The organism is Paenibacillus glycanilyticus (assembly GCF_023715145.1).
Taxonomy (GTDB): Bacteria; Bacillota; Bacilli; order Paenibacillales; family Paenibacillaceae; genus Pristimantibacillus; species Pristimantibacillus glycanilyticus_A.
In genome coordinates this window covers 23699-46099 of sequence record NZ_JAMBNP010000017.1, presented here as the reverse complement: position 1 = coordinate 46099, position 22401 = coordinate 23699, and the positions used below count along the sequence as shown (strand labels likewise).

Sequence of the window (22401 nt, the reverse complement as noted above, 5' to 3'; positions counted from 1 at the left end):
ACCGCATCGTTAAGCTCGACCATTTCAGCTGCACCGGCAGCCTTTACGATGTCACACATCGTTAAGAAGCCCAATTCAGTATGTTTTACGCGTAAAATTGGACTTTCCGCGTAGCTTAACGATGTACGGCATCGTTAAGCTCGACCATTTCCCCCGTTGCTTCAGCCTTAACGATGCCGTACATCGTCGAGGCTCTTTTTTTACTTAAATGTTAAATAAGTACAGTAAGTCATTTAGTTCTTGTAGTAAAACAAAAAGTAATACACGCTATAATTTTTCTAGAAAGGAGGGGCCTCCACAACGTTTTGTAAGCGCTTAACAAAAATTCTTTTCGAAGGGGAATGCAATACATGAGTAGATCCTTGAAAAAGCTTGTCTCCATCCTGCTCGCAGCAGCCCTGCTGATCCCGATTGGCAGACTTGCGCCGGTAGCAGAAGCTGCGACAACGGAAACAACCGTGTACCATGAAGACTTTGCGGACGGCAAAGGTATCGCCGTCCAATCCGGCAGCGCGAGCCTGACTGCGGTGACCGGCAAGGTTTTTGACGGTAACGCGGATGGAAGCGCTTTATCCGTAACGAACCGGGCAAATGACTACGATGCGGCCGACTTTAGTTACGTCGACCTTGGTCTGGAGAACGGCAAAACCTATACGGTTACCGTGAAGGGCTACGTCGATGCAGCTACAACCATCCCCGAGGGTGCGCAGGCTTATCTGCAAACAATCGACAGCTACGGGGTAGTGGCCAGCGCGAACTATGCGGCTGGCGCTGCTTTTACCTTAACAAACTCGTTTACGGTTGATGCAAGCAAGGATACGAAGCTTCGCGTTCAATCGAATGCAAGCGGCAAAACCGTTCCATTCTACATCGGAGATATTCTCATCACGGCCCCGCAAACAACAACGACAAAAACGATTTATCATGAAGACTTCGCCGATGGCAAAGGAATTGCCGTGCAATCCGGCAGTGCAAGCCTGACAGCGGTAACCGGCAAGGAGTTTGACGGCAATGAGGACGGCAAAGCCTTGTCTGTGAGCAACCGGGCAAATGACTACGATGCGGCCGACTTTAGTTACGTCGACCTTGGTCTGGAGAACGGCAAAACCTATACGGTTACCGTGAAGGGCTACGTCGATGCAGAAACAACCATCCCCGATGATGCGCAGGCTTATCTGCAAACAATCGACAGCTACGGGGTAGTGGCCAGCGCGAACTATGCGGCTGGCGCTGCTTTTACCTTAACAAACTCGTTTACGGTTGATACAAGCAAGGACACCAAGCTTCGCGTTCAATCGAATGCAAGCGGCAAATCCGTTCCGTTCTACATCGGAGATATTCTCATCACCGAGACCGTATCGAGCGGCGGCGGAGAAGAAGAACCGCCAAGAGATCCGGCTTTGCCTTTCAGCACGATTACGTTTGAAGATCAAACAACCGGAGGCTTTACAGGCCGTGCGGGTACGGAAACGCTCACGGTTACAAATGAAGCCAACCATACCGCGGACGGCTCCTACGCCCTGAAGGTGGAAGGCCGGACTACCAGCTGGCACGGTCCTTCCCTGCGCGTAGAGAAATACGTAGACAAGGGCTACGAGTATAAAGTGACGGCTTGGGTGAAGCTTCTGTCGCCCGCAACAAGCACCACACTCGAGCTTGCTTCACAGATCGGCAACGGCAGCAGCGCCAACTACCCTGGCCTTGCCAACAAAAGCATCTCCGCAAGCGATGGCTGGGTGCAATTGCAGGGCACCTACCGCTATAACAGCGTTGGCGACGAGTATCTGACCATCTATGTACAGAGCTCTAACGCTACAGCTTCTTATTACATCGACGATATCAGCTTTGAAAGCACGGGCTCCGGCCCTATCGGCATCCAGAAGGATCTTGCTCCAATTAAAGAAGTGTACCAAGACGACTTCCTGATCGGCAATGCCATTACGGCTGAGGATCTGGAGGGCACAAGACTTGAGCTTCTGAACATGCACCATAATGTGGTAACCGCGGGCAACGCAATGAAGCCGGATGCGATGCAGCCAACGAAGGGGAACTTTACCTTCACAGCCGCAGACGCCATGGTCGACAAAGTATTGGCCGAAGGGATGCAAATGCATGGCCACGTGCTGGTCTGGCATCAGCAGTCCCCCGCATGGCTGAATACAACAACCGATTCCTCCAATAACACGGTTCCGCTTGGACGCGAAGAGGCTCTGGTTAACCTCAGAACCCATATTCAAACCGTCATGAAGCATTTCGGCGACAAGGTCATCTCATGGGATGTTGTGAACGAAGCCATGAACGATAACCCGCCTAATCCGTCGAACTATAAAGCTTCGCTGAGGCAGACGCCATGGTATAATGCCATCGGATCCGACTACGTGGAGCAGTCCTTCCTCGCGGCAAGAGAGGTGCTCGACGCTCATCCGGAATGGGATATCAAGCTCTACTACAACGACTACAACGAAGATAACCAGAATAAAGCGACTGCCATCTACAACATGGTGAAGGATATCAACGACCGTTACGCGGCCGAACATGACGGCAAGCTTCTAATTGACGGCGTTGGCATGCAAGGACACTATAACACCAACACGAATCCCGACAACGTGAAGCTCTCTATGGAGAAATTCATCTCTCTTGGCGTTGAAGTGAGCATCAGCGAGCTGGACGTTATGGCCGGCAGCAACTATTCGCTTCCCGAGAGCCTTGCTACCGCTCAAGCCTATCTGTACGCTCAGCTTTTCAATATTTTCAAAGAGCATGCGGATCATATCGAACGCGTAACGTTCTGGGGCCTGGATGACAACACAAGCTGGAGAGCCGCGAACAATCCGCTCCTGTTCGATAAGAACCTGCAAGCGAAACCCGCTTATTACGGCGTAATCGACCCGGATACGTTTATTGAAGAAAATGCACCTGAAACACCGGATGCCAGCCAGACGACAGCGAAATTCGGGACGCCAACCATTGACGGGACCATTGACCCGGTGTGGAGCCAAACGGCCGAAATTCCGATTAACCGTTACCAAATGGCTTGGCAGGGAGCAAGCGGCGTAGCCAAAGCATTATGGGATGATCACAATCTGTATGTCCTGATTCAGGTTACCGACGCACAGCTGGATAAAGCCAGCGCCAATGCGTACGAACAAGACTCCGTTGAGATCTTCCTGGATCAAAATAACGCAAAAACCTCGTTCTACCAAAGCGACGACGGACAATATCGGATCAACTACGAGAACGAGACGTCCTTTAATCCGCCAAGCCTTGCGGACGGCTTCGAGTCGGCAACCAAAGTTTCCGGTACCAACTACACGGTTGAAGTGAAAATTCCGCTTACTGCCATCACGCCGGAAAATCAGAAGAAGCTTGGCTTTGACGTACAGATCAACGATGCGAAAGACGGTGCCCGTCAAAGCGTTGCCGCTTGGAACGATACGACCGGCAACGCCTATCAGTACACTTCGGTATTTGGCGTGCTGACCCTTGGCGGCAAAGACACCGGCGGCTCTGCCAACGGCGGCGGTTTCGTACCTCAGACCAGCACGGTGGTGAAAAACCCTGACGGTTCAACAACCGTGAAGCCCGAAGTGAAGACAACAAACGGCAATGCCGTTGGCATCGTTATCGGCGACGACCTGAAAAAAGCGCTTGAGCAAGCAGCTCCGGCAGCAGGCGGCAAGAAGCAAGTGATCATCGACGTACCGCTGCAAGGAAATGCAGCTTCGTATGCCGTTCAGCTGCCAACGCAAAGCCTGAAGAGCCAGGACGATTACGCGCTGACGGCAAAGATCGCTAACGCTTTTATTCAAATGCCAAGCAACATGCTGTCGAACACCAACATTGCTGCCGATCAAGTATCGATTCGTGTAGCTAAAGCTTCACTGGATCAAGTTGACGCAGCGACCCGCGCACAGATCGGCAATCGTCCGGTTATTGATCTTAGCCTCGTTGCAGGCGGCAACGCGATCGCATGGAATAACCCCGCTGCGCCCGTAACGGTAGCGATTCCGTACACGCCAACGGCAGAAGAGCTCCAGCATCCGGAGCGTATCGTCATCTGGTATATCGATGGCAGCGGCAAAGCCATTCCGGTGCCTAACAGCCGCTATGATGCGGCAACCGGCGCGGTTATTTTCCAAACGACGCATTTCAGCACTTATGCAGCCGTATCCGTCTACAAGACGTTTGGAGACCTGGCCAAAGTCCCTTGGGCCAAGGAAGCGATTGAAGCTCTGGCTGCCCGAGAAGTTATTAAAGGCACCGGCGAGAACACCTTCTCCCCTAACGCTTCCATTAAGAGAGCAGACTTCATTGCTCTTCTTGTAAGAGCCTTTGAACTTCGCGGCACCGGCACGGATGCCGCCATGTTCAGCGATGTTCCGGCCGACGCCTACTATTATAAGGAGCTGGCCATTGCCAAGCAGCTTGGCATCGCCACCGGCGTCGAGAACAATACGTTCAAACCAAGCAGCAGCATCTCCCGTCAGGACATGATGGCGCTGACCGCACGCGCCCTTGCCGCACTCGGCAAGCAGCTGCCTGCCGGCGGTTCTCTGGACGCGTTCTCAGACGCGGCAAGCGTTGCCGGTTATGCGAAGGATAGCGTAGCAGCACTTGTCAAAGCCGGCGTAGTTACCGGCAGCGGAAGCAAGCTCGCTCCTAACGATGAGTTGACTCGTGCGGAAGCGGCCGTTATTTTGTACCGGATCTGGAAGCTGTAATCTGTTTTTAACAAAGAGACGCTCCGCCACATGCAACATGTGGCGGAGCGTCTCTTCCGTTCTTCTCTTATTTCTTTTTCCAGCTTGCAATTAGAGCTTCCGCATCAGCATTAAATACCGATTTGGCCTTTTCCGCGATGTCCCCGCTCCTTGCTTTATTCAGCTGCTTAATGAAGTCCTGCATCTGCTTGATCGCCTGATCCCGCTTCCCTTTGTCCAGGTGATGCTGGGCCTGCTTCAGACTAGCCGACAGCTGCGCGGCCAGCGATTTGCTCACTTCGCCAGACGCTTTGTAACGGTCAACGAGCTTGCTCATGCTCCGGATACTTGTTTTTACCTGGATATGAATCGTCTTCTGCAGCTTGTTCCCCGCAGCATCCTCTACCGCGATAACAACCGTCTTCGCTCCCAAATGGCCGGCGAGCTCAACGTTAAGCTTCGTTCCGTCATACGTCTTGCCGTCAAAGATAAGGCTTGCGAAGCGGATTGCCGTCGTGCCATCCCCCGCTTGGAAGCGCAGGTAAGCATCATCCTCAAGCACGGCGCCTTCCGCCAGATTGGCTCCGTCAGCGGTCAAGGAGTAGACAGGTGCCGCCGGAATGGCGATTTTAACGCCCGCGGACTCGTTGCCCGACTTGTCTGCGGCGCTGATCACAAGCGTATAGCTGCGATCCGCTTCAATTCCGTTTAGTACGGCCGTTTGAATACCCCGCTTCACCTCCAGGACATCACCAACCTGCTTGCCGCTCTGAAGCAGCTTCAGATGCACAACATCGCCGTCTACCGCGTACGGTCCATCCCAGCGTACAGTCAGCTTTCCATTATCGCGGGTAAACTGAACGTTCTCCACCTCTCCCGGCGGAACTTCGTCATCTACGGGATCAGGAGGAAGCGTTGGAGCCGTAAAGACGGATGGATCCCCGAATGTGAATTTGTCGAAGTTGTACAGCCAATCATTGCCCTTAAACTGAAGGTAGACGAGATGTTTCCCCGTTACGGGAGCCTTCATCTCTCCGTCAAACACCTGGAACGTCTGCCAGCCGCCCGTTCCGCTGACCTCGGCCGTCGCAATGACTGGCCCGTTGATGCCGTCAATACGCGCCTCGATCGTTCCTCCGCTCGTTGCGCTGGCAGCCTGCACATGGAACTGCGATGGGCTGACATCGCCGAAATCAACATAGTTGTACATCGCATACGGCTTATTCGGACCGTATACGCCAGCGAGGTAGGTCTGATTGCCGCCGTTTTCCGTTCCTACGTTAACGCTGTTCGTGAAATTTTCCGCCTCCAGCTTGCTGTAGGCATCCCTTGCCGTTCCTTTAATCGTCGAGAAGGTGAACCAGTCCAGATTGCAAGGATAGTCGCTGCCGTCTGCCCCATGGAAAATCAGATACACGTCATGCACGCCAACAGCCAATGAATCGTCAATAATGGAGGCCACATCCACCCACTCGTTCCAGCTGCCGAATGCAGGAATGTCGATTACCCCTGCCGTTGGACCGTCCAGGCTGTCGAGCTTCACTTCAATCGAGCCGCCTTGACTGCCGCTTGCGACATGTACCGTAACGCCGGCCGCTCCCGCGCCAAAATCAATATCCTCGTAGGAAGCATAGGCATTATTGTGAATGCCGTCGGCAAATTGTCCGCCCGAGTCAATGCTTAGTCCTTCGCTGCTCGCGAAATTCTCCGCCTGCAGCTTGGCATAGGCGTCCGTACGCGTTGGATCGGTCTTCGTGAATTTGAACCAGTTCAGATTGAACAGGTACGAATCCTTGGTTTTCTTAAATATCAGATACACATCATGCACGCCGGTTACGTTGCTTGTATGGCCCTCTTCATCCTTCAGCAAAGTAACGGCGTCAATAAAGTTATTCCAGCCGCCGGTGCCTTCGACATTTAACGTTCCGACCTTTGGTCCGTCCAAAGCGTCCAGCCTAACCTCAATCTGCCCGCCTCCCGTTCCGCTGGAAGCCCGCGCAATGAAACCGCTTGCACCTTCGCCCGAACCAAAATCCACATTTTTATAAGCCGCATAATTGCCGTCCTGAATGCCGCCCAATTGCAGCGAGCCTTCGATACTGCCCTCCATGCCCGGACCGTTTACGATATTGAAGCTCTCCGCTTCAAGCTTGTTATAAGGATTCTTGACCGCGTATTCCAGCTGCTCCGCGTCCTGCGGCTCAAGGGAGGTCAATGCCTGCACCGCCGCTGCGGCGCTCCATGATTCGAAGGTTCCGGACAACTGCTGCCCCGCCCAGTTGCTGTCGACCAGATTGGCCGCGTTCCGATGACTCCATGCCATATCGGCATTAAACGCCAGCCATTCATTATAGCTCTCGGCGAACGTCTTGTACTTGCTCTCCTTGCTTGCATTTACGACCTTCTGAAGATACCCGAGATTACGGACGAGAATCGTTTTGCCGCCCTTCAAATCCCCGTTTGGACCCTCATAGCGCAGCAGTCCGTTGGCGTCGACCAGCTGCTCTTTCGTAAAGGCGGCGCCTTTGAGCGCATCGTCCAGATATACCTTGTCTCCCGTAATCTGATAGAGACCTACGGCAGCTCCGATAAACGTGCCTTGGTTATAGTGAGTCGCGCCCTGTATAGGTCCGTTTTGCGTTTCAATGCGGTCGAAGACCTTGCCGTTGCCGTCGGTCAGCATCGTTTTGCTCCAGCGATAGATCTTGGCTGCCGCATCCAGATAACGTTCGTTCTTGGTAACGTTGTACAGAAAGACCGCGGCTTCGGCAGCGGGGAAGTTAATGCACGCGTTTTTCGTCGTACGGTCATCGCTCTTCCACCAAATGCCGCCGCCCGCAAACTCGTCATCCCACTGCGTATCATAAACATAGTTGAAGTAATATTCCGCTCTCTCGAGGTATTTCGCATCCTGCGTAATCTGATAGGCTCTTGCGCTGCCCATTGCCCACCACATAATGTCGTCGTTAAACGTATTATTCGTCCAGTCTTGACCGTACTTGGCTACAGCCCCGTCGAATACATCATCAATCTGGGTCCGCAGCTTTGCCTTTAATACCGGATCCGTGGCCTCCAGATAGGCATCCATTACAAGCTCCCACAGCTCGGCCTCTACCCAAAAGTCCTGATACCCGTCATGATTGGAGGTTTTCCAGAAATACTTCGCGCTTGCATCCCAAAAAACATTATTATAGGCTTCAATGGCTGTCTTCGCATCCGCTGCCTCGAAGGCATGGGCACGGGGTACTCCGTTTGGAAACAAGGGACTAATCGAGAGTGCAAGAACGACAGGCAATGCGATAAGCTTGGACCTTCTTCTGGTTTTACTGGTCACTACTATCCCTCCTAAAATGAATGGTCAAACAAATGGTCAAAAAGAAAAGCCGATTCGCATGCAAGGTATACGATCGGCTTCAGTCATTCAATAATATAATGTTTGGTTAATATTATGTCAATATATCATAATGAATTAAAACCTTTAGACTACTTAATGTTAATATAACATGTTATAACATTTGTGAGGGAAGAACTACTTACCACCGAATTTGTCGAATCAAGGAGAGCATACCGCTCAGCTCACCCGGCGGAGTGGGCCACTGCTCCATTTCGCGCTGCAGGCGCTCCAGATTGAGGAAGCCCTTGGCTACACCGTTCAGCCTGGCCGCAAGAGTCGAGCTCTCCAGTTCTCTCTCCGATGGATATAACAGGCTTAGCTTAGCAGCGGCATCCGGGAACCGCTTCAAATAATACTTCTGATGCCTCGATTCTGCCGGGTAGAAAGCACGAAAAGGAGCCAGCTCCGTATCCAGCAAGCTTCCCTTGTCTCCCTCGATCCGGCTCTTGATTCTCCGGAAGGCTTCCTCCTGCTCGTCGTTTCGATAGAGCAACAGCGATTGATACTGCCTGTCCTTATACCCGTTGATGTTATAAGGATTATGGTTGTTCCAGAACAGCTCCAGCAGATCCTCATAAGAAACTTGGGCAGGATCGAATTGCAGCTCGACCGTCTCGGAATGATCGCCCATGCTGCGGTACGTTGGCGCCTCGGAAGTGCCGCCGGAAAAGCCGACTCGCGTTCTGACCACGCCGGGCACCGCCCCAAACAAAGCCTCCGGACTCCAATAGCAGCCCATGCCAAGCGTGATGGTATGCAGGTTATTGTCTGCTGCGTGATTCACTCTTGTTGCCTCCTCTTCGGCTTTCGTTGCCATTCGAATATTATAATTTCCGTAAACCGTTTATCTCAAGCAGGAACGGCAACCCTAGTAGAAGAACTTCTAAAATAAGCCAAAAAACCGGGAGGTTATCATGGGAAGAGTCATTCATTTCGAGATTCATGTCGATGATGTGGAGCGTGCCAAGACGTTTTACGGAGAGGTATTTGGATGGACGTTCGAGGACTGGAGCGATTATGCCGGAATGCCTTACTTCGGTGCCGTGACAGGCGACGCCGACGCTATGGGAATCAACGGAGCCATCATGAAGCGCATGGGACCGGCTCCGCAGCCGGGACAAGCGATGAACGGCTTTGCTTGCACAATGGGAGTCGAAGACTTCGATACTACGGCCGAGAAAATCCTCCGCCTTGGCGGTACGGTTGCCCTGCCGAAGCATGCCCTGCCCGGCATGGCGTGGCAAGGTTACTTCCTGGATACGGAAGGCAACGTAATCGGCATCCATCAGCCGGATCTGAATGCAAAGTAAGGTTCTCCAGCCCATGCAAAAAGCCCGACCTCGCAAGGTCGGGCTTTTTGCAAGCTTCAAGCATCCCGCTTAAGCCAGCCAGGTTACGCCTCTGTCCTGAAGCTTTTCCGTCCAGCCGGAAGGAGGCTCGCTATTGGAAACGACGTAATCCACGTCGGATAAGTCGGCAATTCTGGCAACCGTTCGTTTGCCGATCTTGGAGGAATCCGCAACAACAATCGTGGTCTGCGAGCATTGCATCAGCTTGCGGGTGAACAACGCGCGCTCGTAATCATAACCCGTAAGCCCGTTCTCGAGCGATACCCCGTCTACGGAAACAAACGATTTGTTCACGTAGAAATCCTCCATCATTTTTTCCGAGATCGGCCCCGACACCCTAAGATGCTTCGGATCCACCTCTCCCCCGATAAAAATTGTTCTTCCGTCATATTCGCCGTTCTTTTGATAATCAAGAAGAAGCGTCAGAGTAGGGATGGAGCATACGAGAATCGTCAGATTATGCTTGTCCTTCAAATGATGAATGATCTGCATGGCGGTGCTGCCTTCGTCGATAACCAGCACGTCATTATCCTCGATCAGACCGGCCGCAAGCACCCCGATGGCCCGCTTCTCTTCGGCATGAATGATTTCCCGTTCGTTGTAGGCCGGCTCGATCTCGGTCTTGAGCTTCACCGCGCCGCCGTATACCTTCTTCAGCTTGTTGCTCTTCTCCAGATCGTCCAGATCCCGCCGGATCGTCTCGGTTGTCACCTCGAACTGCTGCGAAAGCTCATTCACGTTGACTTTGCCTTTTATGCCTAACATCTCGAGGATGCGTTTCCTTCTTTCCTCACCCGCCAAAGACATGGTGTTTCTCCCCTTAAATGATATATAGCCATTATAAAACAAAAGCCGGCTGAATTGTAATAGCTATGCCTCTAACGGAACTGCATGAGGTTAAGCCCCTCCGCCGTCATATCAAACACATGAAATTTATTTTCCCGAATTTTCATTCGAATCGTATCGCCATGCCGGACATCCGTCTCGTTATCCGCAAGGAAACGGATGGTGGTCTGCAGCTTCTGCTCGGGGTCAATCACCTTAACCAGCTTGCCGCTTCCCAAATGCTCGACGAGATCCACCTTCATCGGAAAAGCGTTCGAGTCTGTCTGCTCCGCCAGCATGAAATCATGCGGCCTAACGCCCAGCTTGACCGGCTTGTCGATATGCGCTGCCTCGAGCTTTCGCGCTTCGGGAATACGGAATTGGAACCCGCTTGTAACGATCTTCTGCTCCCCGTTCTCTTCCTTGATGACCCCGTCAATCAGATTCATCGGAGGGTTGCCAAGGAAGCTCGCGACAAACAAATTCACCGGCTGGCTGAACAGCTCCTCGGGCGGCGCGTACTGCTGGATTTTCCCGTTGTTTAAGATCGCAACCCGGTCGGAAATCGCCAGCGCCTCCTCTTGGTCATGCGTGACGATAATCGTCGTTACCCCAAGGTCTCTCTGAAGCTTGCGGATCTCGTCGCGGACATCCAGCTTCAGACGCGCATCCAGATTGGACATGGGCTCGTCCAGCAGCAGAATTTCCGGGTCCTTCGCAAGCGCTCTGGCCATCGCTACCCGCTGCTGCTGTCCGCCGGACAGCTGCGAAGGCTTTCGGTCGAGCAAATGATCAATTTGAACGATTTTGCCCATTTCCTTCGCGCGCTCGTAAGCTTGGGCTTTCGGCATCTTGCGTTCGCGGAGAGGGAACGCGATATTATCCCGTACCGTGAGATGCGGGTAAAGCGCGTACGATTGGAATACCATGCCGATATTGCGGTCCTTCGGCTCCACATGGTTGACCAGGCGGTCGCCGAAATAAATTTCGCCGGAGGTTGGCTTGAGCAGCCCGGCGAGCATCATTAACGTGGTTGTTTTCCCGCAGCCGGAAGGTCCCAGCAGGGCGACGAATTCGCCTTTGTTAATGACCAGATCAAGACCGTCTACCGCGCGGCTGCTGTCTTTTTTGCTGTCGTAGGCTTTGACGATATTTTTGAGCGTAATCACGATTGCTTCGCCCCTCCTATGTTAACTTTCATGAACATTTTCTGCGTGAAGATATAGAACACGACAACCGGCAGGGTATAGAACAAGCCGATCGCGGTAATCAAGCCGTAGTTGACGATCTGGTTCTCTTTCGTCACGAGCTTCGCCAGATACCCGGCTAACGTCAGCATGTCGTCATTAAAGATGAGCAGCTTGAACAGGAACCATTCCCCGTAAGCGCCAAGGAACGCGAAGACCGAGATCGCCCCGATTCCGGACAAGACATACGGAACCAGCACCTTCCGGAACGCGCCAAAGCGGCTTGTTCCGTCCACCATGGCCGCCCATTCGATATCCCAGGGCACTTCGTCGAAGAAGCCCTTCATAATATAGACGAGGCCCGGAAGAGAGCCCGTCGTCGCCACAAGCATGACGCCGAGGTACGTGTTCACGAGGCCCATTTTCACCAGAATGAAGAACGTTGCGATAATAAGAGTAATGCCGGGAAAAGAACGCATAAGGAACAGAAATTTCAGCGCAGCGCCCTTCCCTTTGAAATCCAGACGGGAGAAGGCGTATGCCGTTGGCACGGAAATCCCGACTTCAATCGCAACAATCATCAGGGAATAGACGATCGTGTTCAGAACAATCGGCCAGATGAGCGGGAGCTTGATCCCCGAATACTCTACCGGCACCGTAAAGAAAGAGAAGTTGTCCAGCGTAAATTCGCCGGTCGTGAAATTCAGCGTTGCCGCGAGAAAATACCAGACGATCATGGCTATGATCGGCAGCGTCAGCAACGTCATATACGTGTGCGCGAGCGCTTTTTTTAATGTGCTGGTCGACATCGGAATGGCCTCCGGTTCGCTTTATTAGTCCTCAATTCGTGAAGGCTTGATCATTTGGTCGAAATCAAACATCCGGATCAGCAGCAGCGTCAGCACGAAGGAGATGAACACCACGATTAACGATACGGCCGCTCCGTAACCATAATATTTAAGATTAAATGCCTGCTGGAAGGCGTAGAGGGATAACGTGGTTGTATCCCGCATCGGGCCGCCTTGCGTTAATAGCATGATGAAGAAATAAGACGACACGAAACCGATCAGATCGGAAATGGTGATATACATCAGCGGCCACTTCAGCGTTGGCAGAATTATTTTCGTAATCACGGATTTCTCGCTTGCGCCGTCGACACGGGCTGCCTTGTACAAATCCTCCGGGATCGAGTTGATGGCCGAAGACAGCAGGATCATGCCGCCGGATATGGTGGATACGATGGTTGCCAGAATGACGATCGCCATCGCGCCTTTCGTAAACCAGGACACGGGCTCCGAGATCACTCCCATGCTCGCCAGGAATTCGTTAATGAGCCCACCCTCGGTAGGGTCGAAAATAAACTTCCAAAACGTCACGTATACGACGGAAGGAATGATGCTCGGAATCAGCCATAACACGCGATAAACGACGGCCAATAGCTTGCCCTTGAGAAAATATTGCGTGGCTATCGAGATAATAAGCGCAAAGAGCATGGAAATAACCAGCGACAAAACGGCAAATACGGCTGTATTGCCTAAAATCTGCGGGAGATTGTAATCCGTGAAGATTCGTTTGAAATTCGTGATGCCGACGAAATGCGGCTTCATCGACGCGTTCAAATCGGTAAAAGCCATCCCGACCGTCGCAATGGCCGGCAGGATGAAGAAGACAAGCACAAGCAAGGAAAAAGGCATAATGAACAAATACGGGTAAATCTTTTTGCGAAACGGTTTTTTGTGCACCTTCAATTCGTTCATTTCTTTACGACCTCCATAAGGGTTGCGGAGTTCGGAAAGGGAAAGGCGCCCCCAACCGGATGAGAGCGCCTCTTCTATCCGCGGCTGATGCTTAAGTTCGTGGGTTTATTCCTGAATCTCTACACGGTCCGCAGGCACGTTCTGTTTCACTTCCTTCACGAAGATATCGAATGCCTCTTCAGGCGATTTGCCTTTAGTCAGCATCGCTTCGACGCCCAGCGTGTAGCCTTTCGTGAACGTGGCATAGTCCGGAAGGGCAGGACGGGTCTTCGTGAACTCGACCAGGTAAGCATGATCCTTATAGAACGGCATTTCCTTGAAGCGAGGATCCTCTTGCGCCTCCGGCGTTACCGGCAGCTTGCCGCTCGCGATGGTATGGTTGATTTGCAGGTCCGGATCCAGCACATGCTCGATTAGCTTCTGAACATACGGCATCTTGTCATCGTCCACTTTCGCGCCGACAAACATCATCGCGGGGTTGCTGTACGATACCGGCTTGCCGCCTTTTTGCGCGGAAGGCACCGGAATCCATACCACATTCTCGTTAAACCAGTTGTTATAGTCGTCCACCTTGTCCTTCATGCCGTTTGCTTCGCGCATCATTTGGTAGAACTCCGTACGCGCGAACTCAGCGAAAATCTCGCCTTTCACAAACATCGGAGCCGCCATATCGGTATCTACGTCACCGATATTCTCCGCAATGACACCGCGTTTTTTGGCATCCGCCCAGAAGGCATATACCTCCTTCGCTTTTTGAGAAAGGTCAAGCTTGTTTTGCGCCGCATCATAGTTGTTGAAGTCAAAGGCGTAGTTCCAGCCTTCAAAGCGCGTATCTTCTACAGCAAAGCCGATCTTGACCAGGCTCTTCTTCTTGGCGTCATCCGCAAGATTAACAAGATCCTGGAACGTGAAATCGCCGCTGTCTACTCTTGCTCTCAAGCCGTCAATCTGCTCTTTAGTCCAACCAAGGCCCTCGAGCGCTTTGCGGCTGATAAATACGGGAGAAGCATCCATATCCTGAATCGCTCCGTAGTAGTGCCCGTCATAGCTCATAATGTTCGTATAGGAGGCCGGAACGTTCTTGAATGCCTCGGAGTCCTTCACCCAGTCGATGTCGCGGATAAGTCCCGCGTCCCGCTCCCAGCCGATATCCACGCTGGAGTTGATGAAGATGTCTGCTACTTTGCCGGCTTGTGCCTGCAGAACAAGCTCGTCATCGTCGATACCCGGCCACCAATCCAGCTTGACCTGCACGTTTTCCGGAGCAAGCTCTTCATTCAGGCGTTTCTCGGCTTCAAGGAAGTTGTCTTTACGCGCGCCCCATGTATTCTCGCGAACCGAGATCGTGACGACCTTCGCTTCCGGTTTGTCCGAAGCGGCTGCTCCTTCCGTATTCGCGGAAGAATTTTCATTCGAACCGCATCCCGCAAGAACCCCAAGACCCATAACCATTGTCAACGCTAAGCCAGCAAACTTTTTCACTGTTACATATCCTCCTTCAAGCCTCTATAAGGTTGGCCCTACAAGACTAAGTATAAGGAGATGTGTTAAATCAGAATAAAAACCACGTAAATATTTTGTTTTGTTGTTGTTTAATTTGGTGTTATGTTGTTTGTATGGCAAGCAAATTGAATAGCCTCGTCTACAATGTTTAGAGCCGACACCAATTGTTCCTCGGTCGTTACAAGCGGCGGCACTAAGGTTAAGACGTTTCCGCTTGCAACCTTGAAGCTGAGTCCCCGCTCCATGCAGCGGTACATGACCTTCTCCGCTTCTTCGCTTGCCTTCTCTTTGGTCGTGCGGTCGCGGACAAGCTCGATGGCCGCCAGCATCCCCTTCACCCGCACATCGCCTACAAAGGCATGCTTTGCCATCATCTTGGACAAGTGGTGTTCAAATACCTTCTCCATTCGGGACGCGTGCTCCAGCAGCCCGTTTTGCTCGATATATTCAATCGTAGCCAGCGCAGCCGCGCAGCCAACCGAGCTTTTCTCATGCGTGTAATGGCCAAGCGAAATATCCTGGGCCACATCGAGGCCCTCCCTCACAATGATGCCGGCGATCGGAAACACCCCGCCGCCAAAGCCTTTGCCAATCGCAACGATATCCGGCACGATATCGTAATGCTCATGGACAAACATCGTCCCGGTGCGCCCAAACGCCGTAGGGATCTCGTCGAAAATCAACAGCACGCCATACTTGTCGCAGAGCTCCCGCAGCCGCTTGAAATACGCCTTCGGCGGAATTTGGACATCCGTGCTGCGAATCGGCTCCATCACGATTGCCCCGACATCGCCTTCCCGCTCCAGCATGTACTCCAGGTAAGCCAGGCATTTCAATCCGCAGCTGCCGCAGTCGCCCATGAAGCAGCGATAACTGTTATACGGCATCATATGCTCCGTTCCCGGCAACAGCGGTCCCATGCCGTTGCGGAATGCCCCTTCGCCCCCAACCGAGATCGCATCAAGCCCCGCTCCATGGAACGAATCCCATGTTGATATGGTCTTGAATTTACCCGTCGCCTTCCGGGCAAGCTTGAGTGCCATGCCGATGGCGCTTGTCCCGCCCGGCGTAAACAGCACCTTGTTCAGATCGCCCGGCGCCAGCTCCGCCAGCTTCTTCGCAAGCTTGATCGCGACAGGGTTCGTGAATCGGCGGGGCAGGAACGGCATTTCATCCAGCTGATTTTTGACCGCGTCGATGACATAACGATTCTTGTAGCCGACTTGATGAACGCCGTTCCCGTGAAAATCCATGTATTTTCGGCCGTCCATGTCCTCCAGGTATATTCCCTCTGCGTTCACGATAACGTTCAGGCAAGGGGTCGACATGGATTGATGAACAAAGTAACGGCTGTCCTCATCCAGGACCTCCATCGTATCCTCGCTCAAGTTGTCCGCCTGCCAATTCCTGCGCTCGGAGGAGAGGTTAATATCCCCTTCCGTTCTCATAAAAGCTTTCAATTCCATTGCAATACCCTCCCTATAGCTGTAGATCAATCCTCTATGCTGCTCTTTCTCTTTCCGAAATGCTTTGCGTCAAATTATTGGCCCACTTGTTCGAGCGGTACCGGAAATACCCGATGCAGGCCTTGGATACCTCCTCCAGAGCAAACAGGAAGTAGACCCGTTCGATTGGCCAATGAAAGAAATAGGCTCCCGCAAAAACGAGCGGCAGCGCAATCAGCCACGTCGTTACGAAAATAAGCTTTAACGTGTAGACATTGTCGCCGCCGGCCCGGAACATCCCGACGATCCACAGGTTATTGAGAAAATAGGCGGTCATAAGGACGGACTGGATGAGCATGACATGCTTAAACGCCGTCCGTACTTCTTCGCTTGTATGGCTGAACAGCATCACGATATAAGGACTCAATGCCGCAATAGCCAAGCTCGCGACGATAGAGACTATAATCGTTAATCCCGTAAACTTTCGCGCGTAGATGATGGCCTCTTCCGGCTCTTTCTGACTGAGCTTTTGCCCGATCAGGACATTCGCCGCATAGGCGAAACCGAAAATCCCCATCATGAAATAGCCGTTAAACGTCCTCGCCAGCTGGAAGGTCGCCAGTGCCGTTACCCCCATATAACCGAAGGCCACCGCGTACAGCATGTTCCCGACCGACCAGAGCCCTTCATGAAAAACGAGCGGCAGCGTTGTTGCGTACAACTTTTTCACGAAAGAAAATTTTAACGACATTAAGGTTTTAAACCGGATATGAAACGAGACTTTTCGAGCGTACACATAAGCAATCAGCATAATCCCGCCGATAATCGATGACGCAAGCGTTGCCCAGGCCGCGCCGGCAATCCCGTATTCGGGAAGACCCAGCCTGCCATAGATCAGCGCGTAGTCGAGAGCTCCATTAACGGACATCGCGATCAGGCCAACGACCAAGGTTGCCTTGATTTGCCCGATAGCCCCAAGCGCATGGCCATAGGCGTCTTTAATGGAGTTAATCAAATAGACAAGCAGCAACACGGTTAAATAATGGGCGCCGTAAGCCACGGCACCCGGATCGTTAATAAAGGCCTTGAGTATGGAGCTCTTGAAAGCAAACACACCGGCAACAAGCACCAGCGTCACAGCAACGCTGGAGATCAGCATCAGACCAAAAGCCTGCTGCAGCGAAGCCTTGTCTCCCTTGCCGTGAAATTGCGTGATGAAGGCCGCGATGCCGTACACGCCCGTCAGAATCATGCTAAGAACAAACCCGATCTGTCCGACCGCGGCGACAACGGCAATCGCCGTATCTCCAAGCCGGCCAACCATTAAGGTGTTAAGGAGAGAGAACGAGTTGCCCACCAGCATTTGAAGAACGGACGGGACGACAAGCCTCATCATGCTGTTTCGAAATTCGCTGTTTAAATCCGTTGATGCCTGCATGCGTTTATCTCTTCCATTCATCGGGAAAAACAGGGTTCGACCATGCTACGTTCCCTTCGTGATCCACGCACTCCACGCGAACGTACATCATATGGCTGTCCAGGAGGAATTGTCCGCTTTGAACCGGAGAGGCGTCCTGGTTGTAAACGGTGCGCCCGTTAAAGGGATGAGTGATAAATTTAATAAATTTCACGGGCGAGCATTCTACCTTTAAGTAGCCGTCCTCCACGCGCAAGTCGTAGATCTCGGGGCCGTTTGAGGAGTAGTACCGGCCTTCCTTCATGGCATTAATGATCTCCTGCTGATTCAGACGGTTAGCCTCCACGGAAATCCAGCCGCCGAAGAACTCGGAGATGGCGGTATCCATCGCGCCGCCGTGAGCATCGTCAGCGGCGATGCCGAATACCTTGCGTCCATGGCTGAGCAGGTAATCCCAGTGCCGCACGCCGTATCCAACCGCCTCGTAGAGCTCCGACTGATGGTTATAAATCTCGATCGCCGCGTAATGCTGCAGCTGGAGAAGATCCTCCGGCTTATTGCGCGACCATGTCGGATGGTTCATGATGACAAGATTGCCCTTCTCCCTCATCTCGTCTATCAGCGCTTGAATCGTGTCCAGACCGGCGTAATCCGGCTTGGCATGCTCCTCGTCATGTTCAAACGGGATGCTCGAGCCCAGCGTCTCATCCAGCAATCCGTGAATATGATATTGCTGCCCGGTCTCTCTCCAGCTCATCTCGCAAGCCATCTCATAGCCGCTCAGAAGGATAAAGCCTTCCTCGTCGAAGGAGTCGGACTTCCAGTAAATCTCGTGATCGCTAAGGCACATGAAATCATAGCCCTTGTCCTTGTAGGCCCGAATAACCGTCTCCGGCTCGTATTGACCGTCGCTTCTCGTGGAGTGGGTATGAATATTCCCTTTGTACTTGCGCTTCCCGCCATCCAAATAAACGTATGGTTTCATTCTCGGCACTCCTTCTCTATTCCATCAAATCTGCGATAAAAACGGGATTCGTCCACGCCACATTACCCTCGAAGTCAACGCATTCCACCCGAACGTATACCATATCCTCCTGGATCTTCATGGACGCTTCGGTGAGCGGCTCGCCCGATTCGAAGTTGCCGTAGAACTCTCCGCGTTGAGGAAACGCCTTAAACATAATAAACTTGCATGGAGAGCACTGGATTTTGAGTTCGCCGTCCTCCACGCGCAAGTCGAATACTTCAGGCCCGGAGCTGGAATAATACGCTCCCGCCTTCAAGCTTCTGATGACATCCGCATGCGTTAATGCTTCTGCCTGCAGCTTAATCCAGCCTCCGCCGTATTCGGGGATTTTCCAGTTCGGATCATGGGAATGCGAATCGTCGGACGCAATGCCAAACACGCGTTTTCCGTTCTGCAGGGCATGGTCCCAATAGGCGGCGCCGTAGGAGCTGCTCGGCGACCATTCCGTCGCATGATTGTACACTTCAACCGCAAAGAACCGGTCGTATTTCACCATGTCTTCAAACCGCGTTAGATGCCATTCGGGATGGTTAAAGATAACGAGATTGCCGTGAGCGCGCAATTCGTCAATCAACAACTGCGGCGAGTGATCGCCGACCCACGGCACCGGAATCGGAAACTGCTCCAGATGGCCGTATCGTTCAAGCTCGGGCTCCACGGTCGGATCGTCCAGAACGCCAAAATGATAGCCCGGATTCTTATCTGGAACGGGATTCAGCTCTCCGCGTTCGGTTGCGGGGATCGTGATGAAATCCGGCGTATTAAATTCCTCTGTCCGCGTATAGACATCATGATCGCTGAACGCAATAAAGTGATAGCCCTTTGCTTTAAAAGCCTCGACCACCTCCGCTGCGGGCAGCCTCCCGTCCGACCAGGTCGTGTGAAGATGAATATTGCCCTTGTACATCGCTTTGCCGCGGTCCAACAGAATCCTATTTTTCATCATTTCGCCTCCGTTTGGCATTTATGTTGTTTTATGTTGTTTGCATTCAGAATACTATGGCTTTTTCCGTATTTCAATCGATATACGAATAATTAACACCCCGTTAACATTGATATCATAGAATTAATACTACACAAAACAACAACAAAACAAGTGAGGGATAATCATGTCGGGTTTCTCGATAAAAGGAGTACTGTTTGATAAAGACGGCACGCTCATTCAATTCCATTCGTTCTGGATTCCGATCGCGGAGGAGCTAACCGATCACTTGCTTGCGAACTTGAAGGTCAATGAGCCGGAATCCGGCATGAAGAGGCGGCTTCTCCAATCCATAGGACTTTCGGAGGGGAAAGTGGATTCGAAGGGGATTCTGGCGGGGGGAACTACCGCGGACATTGCGGAGGCTTATTTGAAGGTGCTTGCCGAGAGCGGATTCAGCGCGGAACAAACCGCGGGACTTCATCCATGGCTGACAGACGAGATCTATCGGCTGACTCAGGTTCATCGCAATCAGCTGCAGCCTACGGCGGATTTAGAGAGCGTACTGGAGAGATTAGAGAACCATGGGCTGAAGCTTGGAATCGCGACCGCGGACGATCTGGAATCCACTCTCTTCTTCCTGAATAAATACGGAGTTGCCGATCGCTTTCACTTTATCGGCACCTCCGATCGTTACGAGAAAAAACCCAGTCCCGTGATGCTGAACGAATTTTGCGAGCTGACCGGACTGCATCCAAGCGAAGTCGCCATTGTTGGAGATACGTTAACCGACATGAGGTTCGCCCAAAACTCGAAGGCCGGCCTTGCCATCGGTGTCTTATCCGGCACAAGCGAAGAAGCGGAGCTCGCTCCTTATGCCGGACTGATTCTTCCGTCCATAGGCGAGCTGATTGCGGAAGATGGCAAGGCAGCCTGGCATGCATCCGCCGATCGAGAGCATATGTAATAGTGAAGGACCCTCCTGCCAATCGGCTTGGGGTCCTTCTCTTAAAGTGGAGTCCGCTTTGTTGCAGACGCTTTAACCCGCATTTTCCGGAGAGCAGCAAATGCACACAAAATCCGTGATTTGAACATATCCCGAGCAGAATCCGCCTTCCGGCACGGTTGGGCCAACGGATTCGCAGCGGACCACGATGCTCGCATAGTTATCAACGATAATTTGGATCTCCTGGTTTGTAAAAGTCGGCGGCAGCATCGGAGGCAACGGACGCTCGATAACCGTTCCATCCAACGTTACAATGACCAGAACAGCCTGACAGCCATCCCCCCAGAATTGATTGCTGGCAGCGGTAATAAATACCTTTTCGGAGGACGCCATCGATTGGTTGTTAAAAAGCACGGCGTTTGTTCCGCAAGGAATCCAGAAATTTTCATAGCTTCTGATTCTCTCAATGCTGCAATTCGGCTGATTGATCGTATTCATATTCCTTACAATCGTATTCGAGCTGGCGACCAAAGCATTATGCAAATCGGCATTTAAAGTGCTGAGGGACGCAGCCAGGTTGCTGTTCAAATTAGTGTTGCCCGTGTTAATGACAGTGGACAGGTTGTTCAGATCATTGTTCAGATTGTTGTTAATGCCCGTAAGCTGCGTGCTGATTGTATTCAGCAGATTAACAACCTGCTTGGTGCCGGAGCGCTTCACCGGACCTTTTTTGCATTTCATAGGCTTCAAGCGCTTATGGCATTTCGATTTGACAGATACTACCGCCACCTTAAGTCACGCTCCTCATTTTTTTCGAGCCGCAGCCGCAGTCTACGCTATGACTGGGATCCTTCAGCATCGAATAGATAAATCGATAATGCGGATTTTTATGGATCTCATCCTTGATAAATCTTTCTTTTACCGCGCTGAGCGTATTGGCATTGGGAGAATGCACGCCCTCGAGGTAGAGGCGGTAAGACTCGCTTTTCTCCAGCATCAATTTCTCGAGAGCCTCCAGCAGGACGCTATCCTCCGCATTGTTCTGTACGAGAGCCGTAATTTGCGGCAAATCAATGCGGGATAAACGATTCAGCATGCTTAACTTTTGATAGTCGTTCAGAGTGAACCTCTCCTTTCTACTTAAGAGACGGCGGCCGCAGGCGAGCAGCACAAGCAGAAATACTCTCTGATTTCAATAAAGCCCGCGCAAGTAGCCCCGTCAGGCACTTCGATGCCCCGCTCGCAGCGAATGGATATGCTTGCATAGTTATCGATCGTAATATTCGTTTCGGCTCCCTGAGGCGGCAGCGGTTGTTCAACAACGGTTCCGTCCATTTTCAATATAACAAGCACGGCTTGACACGGACTTCCATAAGGCTGAGCACTGCCTGCGCGGATAACCACTTTCTCCGGCGTTCCCGCGGACAGATTCTCGAAATAGGTCTGGCTCGTTCCGCAAGCGACGGTGAAGTCGGTCCAGCGCGTGACTCTATTAACCTCGCAGGTTTGCAAATTAATCGTATTCATATTGCTGACAATCGTATTCGTGGTCGCTATGATGGTATTTTTCAGATTTGCGTTCAGCGAGCTGATTCCGGAAGCCAGATTGCTGTTTAAGTTATTGTTGTTCGTGCTGATGACGGTACTTAAATTGTTAATGTTGTCATTGAGATTGGTATTAATCCCGACAAGCTGCTCACTAATCGTGTTGAGCACATTCACCAGCTGAGTTGATTTCGGCAAGCATGCTTTCGTTTTATGTTTTTTGCAGGTGCAGCTCTTTTTCGCTTTGAAGCACACTTTGCAGCCTACTTTCACGGACATAACGGACTTCACTCTCCTATGAATGAAAAAATGGAAAGACTCCGCTCTTGCCGATAGACGGATGTAATAGGGGGAGAAGTATACGGGAATGGCACTTGGTATCCG

At 52.0% G+C, this 22401-nt stretch carries 17 protein-coding genes; 3 read left to right on the top strand and 14 right to left on the bottom strand.

Going from position 1 to position 22401, the window contains the following annotated elements; translation table 11 throughout:
• The first annotated feature begins 350 nt into the window (after positions 1–350).
• Entirely contained in the window at positions 351–4721 is a 4371-nt protein-coding gene (locus M3194_RS28505) for an endo-1,4-beta-xylanase (protein ID WP_251657545.1), read from the top strand.
• Between the two features lie 67 nt (positions 4722–4788).
• Here the strand turns inward: M3194_RS28505 and M3194_RS28500 are convergent, their stop codons facing one another.
• Both M3194_RS28500 and M3194_RS28495 read right to left on the bottom strand, forming a co-directional pair.
• Positions 4789–8034 carry a carbohydrate-binding protein gene (locus M3194_RS28500; protein WP_251657544.1) on the bottom strand — a complete coding sequence of 1082 codons (3246 nt, stop codon included), beginning with the start codon at positions 8032–8034 and terminating at the stop codon, positions 4789–4791.
• Positions 8035–8233: 199 nt separating this feature from the next.
• Positions 8234–8878, bottom strand: coding sequence for a peptide-methionine (S)-S-oxide reductase MsrA (locus tag M3194_RS28495; protein WP_251657543.1), 645 nt, complete (start codon positions 8876–8878; stop codon positions 8234–8236).
• Positions 8879–9008: 130 nt separating this feature from the next.
• Here M3194_RS28495 and M3194_RS28490 point away from each other — a divergent pair, with 130 nt between their 5' ends.
• The gene (locus M3194_RS28490; RefSeq protein WP_251657541.1) at positions 9009–9404 is read left to right on the top strand and encodes a VOC family protein; all 396 of its coding nucleotides are present in this window, start codon (positions 9009–9011) and stop codon (positions 9402–9404) included.
• A 69-nt stretch (positions 9405–9473) separates the two neighbouring features.
• Here M3194_RS28490 and M3194_RS28485 read toward each other — a convergent pair whose 3' ends face one another.
• From M3194_RS28485 to M3194_RS28445, 9 genes are all read right to left on the bottom strand, one after another.
• Positions 9474–10250 (bottom strand): DeoR/GlpR family DNA-binding transcription regulator, encoded by a 777-nt coding sequence (locus tag M3194_RS28485; RefSeq protein ID WP_251657539.1) that lies wholly within the window; start codon positions 10248–10250, stop codon positions 9474–9476.
• Positions 10251–10321: 71 nt separating this feature from the next.
• Positions 10322–11437 (bottom strand): ABC transporter ATP-binding protein, encoded by a 1116-nt coding sequence (locus M3194_RS28480; protein WP_251657537.1) that lies wholly within the window; start codon positions 11435–11437, stop codon positions 10322–10324.
• The gene (locus M3194_RS28475; RefSeq protein ID WP_251657535.1) at positions 11434–12264 is read right to left on the bottom strand and encodes a carbohydrate ABC transporter permease; all 831 of its coding nucleotides are present in this window, start codon (positions 12262–12264) and stop codon (positions 11434–11436) included. Before M3194_RS28475 ends, M3194_RS28480 begins: the two co-directional genes overlap by 4 nt.
• Before the next feature lie 24 nt (positions 12265–12288).
• On the bottom strand, positions 12289–13212 hold the full coding sequence (locus M3194_RS28470) for a carbohydrate ABC transporter permease (protein WP_251657533.1): 924 nt from the start codon (positions 13210–13212) through the stop codon (positions 12289–12291).
• 105 nt (positions 13213–13317) lie between these two features.
• Complete coding sequence (locus M3194_RS28465) at positions 13318–14694, bottom strand: sugar ABC transporter substrate-binding protein (protein ID WP_251657532.1); 1377 nt, start codon at positions 14692–14694, stop codon at positions 13318–13320.
• A 110-nt stretch (positions 14695–14804) separates the two neighbouring features.
• Positions 14805–16181 (bottom strand): aspartate aminotransferase family protein, encoded by a 1377-nt coding sequence (locus tag M3194_RS28460; RefSeq protein ID WP_251657530.1) that lies wholly within the window; start codon positions 16179–16181, stop codon positions 14805–14807.
• 34 nt (positions 16182–16215) lie between these two features.
• On the bottom strand, positions 16216–17598 hold the full coding sequence (locus M3194_RS28455) for an MATE family efflux transporter (RefSeq protein WP_251657528.1): 1383 nt from the start codon (positions 17596–17598) through the stop codon (positions 16216–16218).
• 4 nt (positions 17599–17602) lie between these two features.
• A complete protein-coding gene (locus M3194_RS28450) occupies positions 17603–18562 on the bottom strand; it encodes a PHP domain-containing protein (RefSeq protein WP_251657527.1) in 960 nt (319 codons plus the stop codon).
• Between the two features lie 16 nt (positions 18563–18578).
• Positions 18579–19550, bottom strand: coding sequence for a CehA/McbA family metallohydrolase (locus M3194_RS28445; RefSeq protein WP_251657525.1), 972 nt, complete (start codon positions 19548–19550; stop codon positions 18579–18581).
• A gap of 163 nt (positions 19551–19713) precedes the next feature.
• Here M3194_RS28445 and M3194_RS28440 point away from each other — a divergent pair, with 163 nt between their 5' ends.
• The gene (locus M3194_RS28440; protein ID WP_251657523.1) at positions 19714–20493 is read left to right on the top strand and encodes an HAD family hydrolase; all 780 of its coding nucleotides are present in this window, start codon (positions 19714–19716) and stop codon (positions 20491–20493) included.
• A 72-nt stretch (positions 20494–20565) separates the two neighbouring features.
• On the opposite strand, the gene M3194_RS28435 is transcribed toward M3194_RS28440, so the two are convergent.
• Genes M3194_RS28435 through M3194_RS28425 form a run of 3 tightly spaced genes read right to left on the bottom strand, consistent with a single transcriptional unit; the run spans position 20566 to position 22296 of the window.
• On the bottom strand, positions 20566–21261 hold the full coding sequence (locus tag M3194_RS28435) for a hypothetical protein (RefSeq protein WP_251657521.1): 696 nt from the start codon (positions 21259–21261) through the stop codon (positions 20566–20568).
• A gap of 1 nt (position 21262) precedes the next feature.
• On the bottom strand, positions 21263–21568 hold the full coding sequence (locus M3194_RS28430; protein WP_251657519.1) for a hypothetical protein: 306 nt from the start codon (positions 21566–21568) through the stop codon (positions 21263–21265).
• Positions 21569–21612: 44 nt separating this feature from the next.
• A complete protein-coding gene (locus M3194_RS28425; protein ID WP_251657517.1) occupies positions 21613–22296 on the bottom strand; it encodes a hypothetical protein in 684 nt (227 codons plus the stop codon).
• Between the last annotated feature and the right edge of the window lie 105 nt (positions 22297–22401).

Bases quoted from the DNA above. Each gene is read 5' to 3' on its own strand.
- M3194_RS28505 (WP_251657545.1), top strand. From the start codon at position 351: ATGAGTAGATCCTTGAAAAAGCTTGTCTCCATCCTGCTCGCAGCAGCC.
- M3194_RS28490 (WP_251657541.1), top strand. From the start codon at position 9,009: ATGGGAAGAGTCATTCATTTCGAGATTCATGTCGATGATGTGGAGCGT.
- M3194_RS28485 (WP_251657539.1), bottom strand. From the start codon at position 10,250: ATGTCTTTGGCGGGTGAGGAAAGAAGGAAACGCATCCTCGAGATGTTA.
- M3194_RS28475 (WP_251657535.1), bottom strand. From the start codon at position 12,264: ATGTCGACCAGCACATTAAAAAAAGCGCTCGCGCACACGTATATGACG.
- M3194_RS28470 (WP_251657533.1), bottom strand. From the start codon at position 13,212: ATGAACGAATTGAAGGTGCACAAAAAACCGTTTCGCAAAAAGATTTAC.
- M3194_RS28460 (WP_251657530.1), bottom strand. From the start codon at position 16,181: ATGGAATTGAAAGCTTTTATGAGAACGGAAGGGGATATTAACCTCTCC.
- M3194_RS28455 (WP_251657528.1), bottom strand. From the start codon at position 17,598: ATGCAGGCATCAACGGATTTAAACAGCGAATTTCGAAACAGCATGATG.
- M3194_RS28450 (WP_251657527.1), bottom strand. From the start codon at position 18,562: ATGAAACCATACGTTTATTTGGATGGCGGGAAGCGCAAGTACAAAGGG.
- M3194_RS28445 (WP_251657525.1), bottom strand. From the start codon at position 19,550: ATGATGAAAAATAGGATTCTGTTGGACCGCGGCAAAGCGATGTACAAG.
- M3194_RS28440 (WP_251657523.1), top strand. From the start codon at position 19,714: ATGTCGGGTTTCTCGATAAAAGGAGTACTGTTTGATAAAGACGGCACG.
- M3194_RS28430 (WP_251657519.1), bottom strand. From the start codon at position 21,568: ATGCTGAATCGTTTATCCCGCATTGATTTGCCGCAAATTACGGCTCTC.
- M3194_RS28425 (WP_251657517.1), bottom strand. From the start codon at position 22,296: ATGTCCGTGAAAGTAGGCTGCAAAGTGTGCTTCAAAGCGAAAAAGAGC.